This window comes from Oceanicoccus sp. KOV_DT_Chl, from assembly GCF_900120175.1.
GTDB lineage: Bacteria > Pseudomonadota > Gammaproteobacteria > Pseudomonadales > Dasaniaceae > Oceanicoccus.
This window is the reverse complement of sequence record NZ_FQLF01000001.1, coordinates 773,570-784,128: the sequence shown is the minus strand read 5'-3', so window position 1 is coordinate 784,128 and position 10,559 is coordinate 773,570. Positions and strand designations below refer to the sequence as shown.

Genomic DNA, 10,559 nt, shown 5'->3' with positions numbered 1-10,559 from the left:
GCAATTTCCCACGGTCCAACTCAACAATCTTGGTCGCCAACTTACGTACCAAGGCCCGATCGTGGGTAATAAACAGCACAGCCCCTTTAAACTCGAGTAATTGTTTTTCCAACCACTGAATGGTTTCTATATCGAGATGGTTGGTAGGCTCATCTAACAATAACAAATCGGGCTGAGTCACAGTGCTTTTGCCAAAGCCACACGGCGGCGCCAACCACCGGAAAGGGATGACATCAGTTTGCCTTCCGGTAACGATAAGCGGCTTAGTACTTCTGAAATTTTCTGCTGAAAACTCCAGCCATCTTTTGCCTCCAATTGATGCTGCAACTGTTCTAACTTTTTTAGCGCGGCCTCATCCATTTCCTGCGCCAGCAATTGATCATACTGATTCAGTAAATCCCCAACTTCGGCTAACCCTGAAGACACTACTTGCATCACAGTTTGGTCATCGGCCTTAGGCAGCTCTTGATCAAGGCGTGAAATTCGGGCGGTGGGTTTATGCCAAATCGTGCCGCCATCAGCTTTAATCTGACCCTCAACTATCTTCATCAATGTGGATTTTCCCGCACCATTGCGACCAACCAGACAAACCCGGTCACCCTTGTACAATTGCAGACTGGCATCCTCCAGCAATACATGATGACCATAGGCCAAATTCAAAGCAGTAATTTTTAACAATGGCATGCAGTGTTCCGATATTTATTGAGAGAATGTTAGCGTGAGGTGAGCCTAGCGAGCGGGAGACACTGAAATGTGAACTAGTTCACATAAGCCAGCATGGATAACACACAGTAATCAAACCTAAAGACGGTTAGTATTTAAACAGCCTTGGTTAAAAATTTTTCTTTAACAAGAGGCTGTAAGTAGTTATTGTGACTACACTTAGGATCTGTAATCGGGCGCTATTCTAACACTGCTGGCAATCATGACCCAAGAGACTCAAACAAAGTATTTTCGCTTTTTTACCCGGAGCTTGTGGCTGGGTCTGTTGGTGCTGTCTATAAACACTGCCAATGCCAGTAATATGCTGACTACTACCGCTGAGGCTGAACACCAACAACTCTATAGACAAACCCTGCTGGCAATTAAGAAAGGGCACAGGACCCGAACCCAGGAAGGCCTGGAACAACTGGCGGAACACCCGCTCTACCCCTATTTGGAAAAAGCCCAGCTAGAAAAAAAATTACGCAGCCTACCCACTGCTGAAGTCACTGATTTTTTATCGCGGCACGGTGATTCAGTGGCTGGAAAACAGCTCCGTAAACGATGGCTGCTAACGCTGGCCCAAAAGAAACAGTGGCAGGCACTGTTAGCTGATTACGACGCCAATGTTGCCAACAACGAATTGCGCTGTTGGCGGCTCGAAGCACTTTATCAATCTGGCCTTGAGCAAGCTGCCTTGGCACAAACTGAATCGCTCTGGCTTAGCGGAGACTCACTACCCGATGCCTGTAACCCTTCATTCAAACGATGGCAGCAAGCAGGGTTTGAAACAGACGCACTCGTTTGGCAACGTATTAATCTAGCCGTAAATGCCAGAAACCTTTTACTCGCCCGCTATTTATCCAACCACGCTTCTGCAGAATTAAAACCTTATAGCCGCAGACTACTGAGCGTTCATCGTGACCCGCGCCGGCTAAAGGTATTTGATGATTTTTCTGATCAAAGTCTTTATACAGCAGATATTGTCAGCCATGGTTTAAAGCGACTTGCCACCAGAGATTACCAGCTAGCGACCAAATTATGGATCGATTACCGCGGCATGATCCAATTCAGCAGTCATCAACACAGCGATATTCGCGATAAAATAGCCCGCCAGATCATAGCATCGGGTAGCGATGATGCCCTGCCATGGCTGATTGTGCACGACCCAAACGCCGAGGATAATTATTTAACAGAGTGGCGTATTCGGCTGGCACTTCGTCAACAGCAATGGAGCCAAGCTGAACACTGGATTGCTCTGCTACCCACCGAATATAAGATCAAACCAAGCTGGCGCTATTGGCTTGCTCGTAGCTGGCAATTGCAAAACAAACACTTAACTGAAGCTCGCGGCATGCTGATTCAGCTCGCAGCTGAACGCAACTACTACGGCTTTTTAGCCGCGGAAAGCATTAATCAAAAATATGGCTTTAATAACAATTCACTAGTCACAAACTTCGATAGGGCCATTGTTGCTGGCAAAGCAGATATCATACGTGCCCAGCAGTTTTATCAGATGGGCGAACTTATCCCTGCGAGACGCGAATGGTATGCAGCGATTAGTGGACTGAACCAATCACAATTGCTTGCCGCCACTCAAATAGCTCACCAATGGGGCTGGCACCAGCAGGCGATAAATACCACTATCAAAGCAGGACACTGGGATGATTTGGCCATTCGCTTCCCGTTAGCTTATCGCAGTAATATGCTGGATTCAGCAAAATTAACTACGATTCGCCCTGAATGGCTTTACGCCATTGCCAGACAAGAGAGCGCCTTCGCCAGTGATGCTTATTCCTCGGTCGGTGCTCGAGGCCTACTGCAGCTACGCCCAAGTACAGCAAAAAATGTTGCTCGAAAAATTGGCATTCCATTCAAAAAACAAGATTTATTTATCGCAGAAAATAACATCACACTCGGTAGTAATTATTTAAAAGAATTACTAGAGGTTTTTTCCGGCAATCATATTTTAGCAACCGCCGCCTATAATGCCGGGCCGCATCGGGTTAAAAAATGGCTGAACAACCAGTCATCTGCACTGCCCTATGACATCTGGATTGAAACCCTGCCATTTCATGAAACTCGCAATTATGTACAAAACGTACTTGCGTTTTCAATTATCTATGGTCATCGCCTGGGCATTACCACTTCATTAACTGGCGATACTCCCCTTCTCATCGGTCGTGACCAATAAGCGCTAGCCACTGCCTAGTCGCACCTCAACATAAACAGTTAGCTCGTAACGGTTTATGTCAAAAAAAAGACGCCCAGCCTAACCTATCCTTTCCCGAATTCGGTCCTGAATAGTTTTAGCCAAGGTATCCGGTTGGAACTTTGATAAGAAACCGTTACAACCTACTTTTTCTGCCATGGCATTATTAAAAGCACCGCTCAACGAAGTATGCAGTACCACATGCAAATCCTTTAAAGCCGGATCACTACGAATTTCTGTGGTTAACCGATAGCCATCCATTTCAGGCATTTCTGCGTCGGTAATAACCATCAACAATTTTTTATTAACATCAATACCTTCATCGCGCCACTTGCGTAAAAGTGTCAGCGCTTTTAAACCATCGGTCTCCACCAATACGTTCAGACCTAATTGCTGTAAAGTACTTCTTGCCTGCTCTATTGCAATATTGGAATCATCGACCAACAACACTTCCATGCCCCGCGCATGAGCCAACAAATCTTCGTCTTTAACTTCTTCAGAAATTTCAGTGTTAAAAGACACCACCTGCGATAACACTTTTTCTACATCTATAATCTCAACGATCTTTCCTTCAATACGAGTAATCGCTGTAAGGAAATGACTGCGACCTGACGCTGCAGGCGGCGGCATAATTTCATCCCAATTTAAATTTACAATGCGATCAACACCACCTACCAAAAACGCCTGCACCGAGCGATTATATTCAGTCACAATAATATTGGCTGCTTCGTTTTGCTCAATAGGCGTACGACCGATAGCACTGCTCAAATCAATCACAGGAATTGTCAATCCACGAACGCTGGTGACACCAACCACCACAGGATTACTTTGCGGCAACATATTCAGCTTCGGCATTTGCTGAACTTCCTGCACTTTAAAAACATTAATCGCAAACAACTGTGAACCACGTAACCGAAACGTTAGTAATTCCAGCCGGTTTTCACCCACTAATTTTGTGCGTTGATCAACGCTATCCAGAATACTTGCCATACCTATATCTCATTTACTTCTGACTAAAGATTAGTCGCTACAGCACATGTATTTGCTGCCACCGTTGAATATCGTCACTTTAGTGTAGCTTAAATTAGACCGCACTACTGTCAAATAAAAATTACTTGCGCAACAACCACTTACAAAGGTTTAATAACGACAGAATTAACTATTTCTTTAACCTTTAACAGATTAGCAGGGCGACATTTTGGCCGAAGACTGCATGGACACTCATTACCCTATACCATTAGTGGACATAGGGCCAACCTGACCAATAACAGCTTCCAGCACGATATTGATCAGGTGATTAAACGAGCCTCACAAGCTGGCGTCGCACAAATAATCGTTACTGGCACCAACATTGAAGAAAGCCATGCCGCCGCGGCACTGGCAACACAATACCCACAGCAATTATTTTCCACCGCAGGCATCCATCCGCATGACGCTAAAAGTTTTCATCATGAGAGCTGTCAGCAGCTAGCAGACATTGCCGTCCAACCGGTCGTTCGCGCTATCGGGGAATGTGGGCTCGACTACAATCGCATGTTTTCCACCAAACCACAGCAAATTGCAGCATTTGAATCCCAAATCGAACTAGCAGCCCAATTGCAACTCCCTTTATTTCTACATGAGCGTGATGCGCATCAGGCCCAACTCGAAATACTTAAACACTACCGCGATCAAATATCAGCCGCTGTTATCCATTGCTTCACCGGCGAAAAGAGACAAGCCTTTAATTATCTGGATCTGGATTTTTCTATTGGTATTACCGGCTGGATTTGTGACGAGCGCCGAGGCCAGCATCTGCATGAATTCATTGCCGACATCCCTATCAATTATTTGATGATTGAAACGGATGCGCCCTATCTAATGCCGCGAGTCAAACCTAAACCCGAACTACCTTCAAGCCGCAGAAATGAGCCCTGCACACTGCCATTGGTATTATCCGAAATTGCTCGACACCACCATTACAGCCTTGAAGATATTGCCCGGCACACCACAGACAATGCAATCAACTTCTTTAGGCTAAAAGAATGATCATCGTAAAAAATCAACAAAGGCCTGCTGATCGAAGGGCCAGCCAATTTCAGCGCCCGAATCTTCACGTAGAATGACTGGAATTCTTACCCCGTAACGAGCCATCAACAGGTCCGACTCAGAAATATCAACTTCAGTAATTAGATACTCACCCTGTATTAGCGGCATGATAATCGCCAACGCCTGCTCACAGAGGTGGCAGCCCACCGTGCTATATAAAATAAGATTTTTCATACACTAATTATTAGAGGTATATACCAGCACAGCAACAACATTTAAGCAGCCATTAGTCGACTACATCGGTGATAGACAAAGATACTATAATGTTATCCAGCCTTAAACGCCTACATCTAGCTGAGCTAATTGATTGGAGAGCAAATTAGACAATAACTGTTTGGGCTCAGCGAAAGTTTTCGCTTGCTCCATCATTTGCAACAGCTCTTCGACCATAGCTCGCAAGCCATCAGTGCTGGCACTGATAATTTGATCCATACTGGCAACATTAGAGCCCTCTGCAGTCGTCGCAAAACTTTCAACCATACTGACACTGGTGCTCCGGGAAAGATCAAGAGACATCGCCGAGAACTCACTGGCGTCCATCTCAAACGCCATTGCCAACTCAACTGCCTTATTGAAGTCACCATTAAAAAATTCATCAGACAAAGAAGAGACATCACTTAGCAACTGACTCAAGGCTTCTCTTTCGCCTGCGTCTAATTGGCCATTCACACTGACACTAAATTGATTTGAAGTGCTGGTTTCACGGGAATAAGATAAGCCAACACCCTGACTACCACCCAAGCTACCCCTTACCAGCGCCGCACTTTCATTTGCCGCAGCTGAAGCACTGAAGGTTAACTGGATAATATCACCATCCTGAGTTTGCAAGCTTAGCGAGACGGCACCATTGCTTCGATAAGACTCCGCATAGCTTAGCGCCTGATTTCGAATACTATTATCGCCACCAGCGACTGCGCGGCTTTGATTATAACTGGACTGCTCAAAACTTTGCTGCTGATAAGCGGTAACCACTTTTGAACGTGCCGGTGTTTTTGCTGGCTCCGGTAAAACGATATCAGAATTTGGTAAATACTCCTGTTTCAGCGCCGCCAAGCCATCCATTACTAGCTGTTCTGTGACATCGATTCCCGCTGCAATAGTGTCGTCCAGCATGGAAAAACCTTCGAGAATTTCCTTGGCTTCACCTAAGCCCTGTTTGAATCCTTTAAGCGCAGCATTGAATGCCTGCTCTAGACGCTCGGTGCTAGCGCCATCTGCCGCCAGACCTTTTATTTGATTGCCAATAAACCCCAAAATAGTCTCAGCACTTTGCGCTGGCGTTGGTCGTCGATCAGCTGGAATTACCTCATAGCCTGCAGCAGACGCCGGAGACTGCTGCGAACCGCTGGCTAAACCGCGACCTCGATCTGATAAGTAGACGGAATCACCACGAGATGACTGGGCTTGACCGTCAGCATCAGGCTTGGCGGGTAATTGGGAAGGAAATTTTCCCGATAAGGGAGATTTGATAAGCGACGAAATATCCATGGCTACACCTGCTTTAATACTTGGAAAGCGATCAATAACGCTATCGGCAGTGTAATCGATATCTTGAGTAATAATTAGCCACTAATAACAAATAAAACAGCCCGGTGATAACCGGGCTGCAAGGAAGGAAATCCAGACTTACAAATCGTAGCCGCTCTCATTATGAGAAATGACATCAAGCCCCTGGGTCTCTTCATCATCAGCGACCCGCAAGCCAACCAGGGAGCGCACAACGATCAACAGAATATAGGTAACTACCGCGGTATAGGCAAAGGTAGCGCCAATACCAATTAACTGAACGACCAGCTGCTTGCTAATAGTCATGCCTTCCGCCAAACCTTGACCACTGAACAAGCCCAGCTCAGAACTAGCGAAAATACCTGCCATAAATGTTCCCAAAATGCCGCCAACGCCGTGAACAGGAAATACATCCAGCGAATCATCAATCTTTAACTTTTGTTTCAAGGTCAGGGTCGCGTAGAAACACACAATACCGGCCGTAATCCCTATTACCAGTGCGCCCGCAGGGCCCACATAGCCCGAAGCGGGGGTAATCGTACCCAAACCAGCCACCATGCCAGTTACCGCACCAAGAGCACTGGGCTTACCGTATTTCACCCACTCAATACACAGCCAGGTAAAGGCGCCAGCAGAGGCGGACAAGTGGGTCACCATCATCGCCATACCGGCACTGCCATTTGCTGCCAAAGCACTACCCGCATTAAAACCGAACCAGCCCACCCAGAGCATACCGGCGCCAGTAATCGTCATAGTCATATTGTGTGGCGGCATCGCAGTCTCACCAAAACCTTTGCGATTCCCAAGTACCAGCGCCGAGACTAGCGCAGCAACACCAGCCGTGATATGCACTACTGTACCGCCAGCAAAATCCAACAATCCCATTTCAGTTAACCAGCCACCGCCCCACACCCAATGAGTGATTGGTGCATATACAGCCAATAGCCACAGGGCCGAGAACAGCACCACAGCGGAAAACTTCATTCGCTCAGCAAACCCGCCTACTATCAACGCGGGGGTAATAATGGCAAAGGTCATTTGAAACATGATAAATACGGTTTCCGGGATATCACCACTCAGTGAGTCAAGGGTTACGCCAGCCAAAAACATCTTGGATAGACCACCACTAAAAGCACCACCTTCACTGAAGGCTATACTATAGCCTGCGACAAACCATAAAATGGAAGCGATGCAGGCGATAGTAAAACACTGCATCAGCACGCTCAGGACGTTTTTAGATCGAACCAGGCCACCATAAAATAAAGCCAGGCCTGGCAGGGTCATAAACAGCACAAGGGCAGTTGATGTTAGTATCCAACCGGTATTGGCACCGCTGAGCGCATCATCAGCACGGGCAACCATCGGTAAAATTAATAAACTAATAAGCACAGCAAAGTGCCTGGACATGAATCCCATTCTCTCCCCCATTAGTTAGCTGAAAAATATAATACTTATTATTATATCAATAGCTTACATTATTTAATTAATGCTAAATCTAGAATTATGGCGCGAGACTTTTATTTGCAGCGAAGCCTTTCAAAGCACCATGTCGGGGCATTATATAGCGAACACCTTAAGAAGCAATCCACGCGTGAGGGCAATGCGCAATTATTCAATAGCCAAGCCAATATTCGTCACCTCCTGCTCGCCTAGACTGGCTTTCAAGACGGCCACTACCTCCGCCCTGCCACGATGGGCATTAACCGCGATTAATGCCAACAACGCCTCAACGAAAGAGAGCTCTGAGTGTATCAGCGGATGATCCTGAACCGCGTCACCGACAGCTTCGATATAGCCCTGGATAGTGGCCATCGACAAATCAGCAATTGCCTCAATCTCACTCAAGTCCCAGCGCTCGCAAGCACCCAATAAAGTCGCCATAGCAACAGTTGCATCCAAAGCAGGCCAAACCCCATATATATCATATTGCTCAGGATCCGGAGTGATGATTTCCAGCTTGTCTAGCTGCTTCTGGAAATCAATACGCTGATTTTTTCCTCCGACAAACTCCCAGACCAAATTGAGCATATTGCTAAATAAGGCCGCATCCCCGCACCTGTCAGCTCACAAAACAACCGATAGTTGCCCCCATACGGGAAACCAACACCACCCCGAAGGCCAATGACTGCCACTCCTCCAGACTTTCCAATTCATCGTATTGCTTCAAATCTTCCCCCAAACCTTTAATCAGGCTGTCAATGATCTAAAAGTCGCTACCGTCCACACAATAGAACCAATAAACTACAGCGAACACTGCAAATAAATATATCTGAACTATACTAGCTTACTGAAATTATTAGGTTTTTTTGAGCTGGTCAGCATCAATTTCAATGCACTCATGTCTTGGCCAACAACAATATGAACAAGCAGTGACTTATGACCCTTACAAAAATTGATGTTATCAAAATCTATAAACAAAAAACCGCATTAGTTATTGATGACTTTCCGGATATGCGCGGCTCCATTAGGCGCATGCTGGATAATTTCGGCATGATTCGGGTGGATACCGCCTCTAACGGGGAAGAAGCCATCCTTAAATGCGAAGAAAACCCCTATGACATCATCCTTGCTGACTACAATTTAGGAGACAATAAAAACGGCCAACAAATTCTGGAAGAACTGCGCTTCAAAAATATCCTTCAAAATAAAACTATTTATATGATGATCACTGCCGAAACCACCAAAGATATGGTCTTCGGTGCCCTCGAGTATCAACCGGACGACTACCTCACCAAACCCTTCACTCAAGGGGTTTTACAAAAAAGACTGGATCGGCTGGTACTGGAAAAAGAGTCCCTGTATGAAATTAATAACGCCATGGATACTCTGGATTTTGATCGCGCAATTGAACTCTGCCAGGAAAGAATTGAGCTGCATGACAAATATGAACAGCGCTGCTACAAAATTATGGGCAGCTGCTTTCTGAAGAAGCATCGCTACAGTCAAGCCAAAAAAGTCTATGAAGAAATTCTGGATGAGCGTGAGCTAGAGTGGGCATCAATAGGTCTCGGTAAATCCTTAATGGCCCTGGGCGATCTGGATGAAGCCGAAGGGGTCTTTGATAAACTTATTAATGATGGCTGTTTATGTCTTGAAATCTATGACTGCCTTGCAGATATAAAAACTCGTCAAGGTGACATAGAAGCTGCGCAAAAGTTACTGGAAAAAGCCATTGAGGTCTCCCCTAACGCTATTGTCAGGCAAGAAAAACTCGCTGAAATTTCCGAGGACAACCACGACTGGGAACGTGCTGAATTATCACGTAAAAAAGTCATTAGACTGGGCAATAATTCTGTTTATGAATCCCCGGAACAACACTTTAATCTGGTTCGTTGCATCAACTCAGAAATTAGCCACAACCCGGACAATGCCAAAGCTAAAATTAAAGATGCAGAAGAAGCACTTAAGAAAGTAAAACGCAAATACAAAGACCATGAAAACATCGAGTTACAGTCAGATATTCTCGAAGCAGGTGTACACGCCAGTGCCGGCAATACTGAAAAATCACAGGAAAAGATCAAAGATATTCAACAGCGAATTTCAGGAACCGCCAATAAATCAGCTGAGCTGATGCTGGATATGGCGAAGACCTATAAGTCTGTAGGAGACCACGAAAAAGCACAATCGATTCTTAAGGATCTCGCCGAAAGCCATCAAAATAATCCTGAAATTTGTCAGGCAATTGATCGCATTTCAGACGAACCCTTAAGCAAAGAAGGCAAACAAAAAGCTATCGAACTTAACCAGGAAGGCAAAGACCTGTTTGCCACTAAAGAATACAGCAAAGCCATTCGTTTATTCAGCCAAGCACTTAAACACTACCCCAACAATATTGGTTTAAATCTTAACTTGATGCTGGCACTTGTTCGAGAGATGGCAGCCACTGGCGTAAATGCCCCTATGATTCAACGCTGCACTGCTGCCAAAGAAAAACTAAGTCATTTAGACAGCAGCAGCCCACTACATGACCGTTATAAAGTGCTGTGTGAACACCTGGCAAAAATGAAAAGCAGTCTTTAATTAGGCTTTCATTCTGCCGTTACGGAGTAAT

The 10,559-nt window shown here is 45.6% G+C and carries 8 protein-coding genes and 2 pseudogenes; 3 read left to right on the top strand and 7 right to left on the bottom strand.

Annotated elements, in window-relative coordinates; translation table 11 throughout:
• Window positions 1-181, bottom strand: a pseudogene (locus UNITIG_RS24010) (ABC transporter ATP-binding protein); the annotation flags it as partial.
• Window positions 178-684, bottom strand: a complete 507-nt coding sequence (locus UNITIG_RS03620; RefSeq protein ID WP_235015241.1) for an ATP-binding cassette domain-containing protein — start codon at window positions 682-684, stop codon at window positions 178-180. The pseudogene UNITIG_RS24010 and the gene UNITIG_RS03620, both read right to left, overlap by 4 nt.
• A gap of 241 nt (window positions 685-925) precedes the next feature.
• Between UNITIG_RS03620 and UNITIG_RS03615 the strand changes: the two genes are divergently transcribed.
• Window positions 926-2,896, top strand: coding sequence for a transglycosylase SLT domain-containing protein (locus UNITIG_RS03615; protein ID WP_101757134.1), 1,971 nt, complete (start codon window positions 926-928; stop codon window positions 2,894-2,896).
• Between the two features lie 78 nt (window positions 2,897-2,974).
• Here UNITIG_RS03615 and UNITIG_RS03610 read toward each other — a convergent pair whose 3' ends face one another.
• Window positions 2,975-3,904, bottom strand: a complete 930-nt coding sequence (locus tag UNITIG_RS03610) for a chemotaxis protein CheV (protein ID WP_101757133.1) — start codon at window positions 3,902-3,904, stop codon at window positions 2,975-2,977.
• A 303-nt stretch (window positions 3,905-4,207) separates the two neighbouring features.
• Between UNITIG_RS03610 and UNITIG_RS03605 the strand changes: the two genes are divergently transcribed.
• Window positions 4,208-4,942, top strand: coding sequence for a TatD family hydrolase (locus UNITIG_RS03605; RefSeq protein ID WP_235015240.1), 735 nt, complete (start codon window positions 4,208-4,210; stop codon window positions 4,940-4,942).
• On the opposite strand, the gene UNITIG_RS03600 is transcribed toward UNITIG_RS03605, so the two are convergent.
• The 4 genes and pseudogenes from UNITIG_RS03600 to UNITIG_RS03585 form a co-directional block, all read right to left on the bottom strand.
• Window positions 4,943-5,176: a glutaredoxin family protein gene (locus UNITIG_RS03600; RefSeq protein WP_101757131.1), complete on the bottom strand. Its 234-nt coding sequence runs from the start codon at window positions 5,174-5,176 to the stop codon at window positions 4,943-4,945. It lies immediately after the preceding gene.
• A gap of 102 nt (window positions 5,177-5,278) precedes the next feature.
• On the bottom strand, window positions 5,279-6,490 hold the full coding sequence (locus tag UNITIG_RS03595) for a DUF5610 domain-containing protein (protein ID WP_101757130.1): 1,212 nt from the start codon (window positions 6,488-6,490) through the stop codon (window positions 5,279-5,281).
• 138 nt (window positions 6,491-6,628) lie between these two features.
• The gene (locus UNITIG_RS03590) at window positions 6,629-7,915 is read right to left on the bottom strand and encodes an ammonium transporter (protein ID WP_200821161.1); all 1,287 of its coding nucleotides are present in this window, start codon (window positions 7,913-7,915) and stop codon (window positions 6,629-6,631) included.
• A gap of 201 nt (window positions 7,916-8,116) precedes the next feature.
• Window positions 8,117-8,551 (bottom strand): annotated as a pseudogene (locus UNITIG_RS03585) (DUF416 family protein); the annotation flags it as partial.
• Window positions 8,552-8,884: 333 nt separating this feature from the next.
• Here UNITIG_RS03585 and UNITIG_RS03580 point away from each other — a divergent pair.
• Complete coding sequence (locus UNITIG_RS03580) at window positions 8,885-10,528, top strand: tetratricopeptide repeat-containing response regulator (RefSeq protein ID WP_101757127.1); 1,644 nt, start codon at window positions 8,885-8,887, stop codon at window positions 10,526-10,528.
• Window positions 10,529-10,559 lie beyond the last annotated feature (31 nt).

Bases quoted from the DNA above. Each gene is read 5' to 3' on its own strand.
- UNITIG_RS03620 (WP_235015241.1), bottom strand. From the start codon at position 684: ATGCCATTGTTAAAAATTACTGCTTTGAATTTGGCCTATGGTCATCAT.
- UNITIG_RS03615 (WP_101757134.1), top strand. From the start codon at position 926: ATGACCCAAGAGACTCAAACAAAGTATTTTCGCTTTTTTACCCGGAGC.
- UNITIG_RS03610 (WP_101757133.1), bottom strand. From the start codon at position 3,904: ATGGCAAGTATTCTGGATAGCGTTGATCAACGCACAAAATTAGTGGGT.
- UNITIG_RS03600 (WP_101757131.1), bottom strand. From the start codon at position 5,176: ATGAAAAATCTTATTTTATATAGCACGGTGGGCTGCCACCTCTGTGAG.
- UNITIG_RS03595 (WP_101757130.1), bottom strand. From the start codon at position 6,490: ATGGATATTTCGTCGCTTATCAAATCTCCCTTATCGGGAAAATTTCCT.
- UNITIG_RS03590 (WP_200821161.1), bottom strand. From the start codon at position 7,915: ATGTCCAGGCACTTTGCTGTGCTTATTAGTTTATTAATTTTACCGATG.
- UNITIG_RS03580 (WP_101757127.1), top strand. From the start codon at position 8,885: ATGACCCTTACAAAAATTGATGTTATCAAAATCTATAAACAAAAAACC.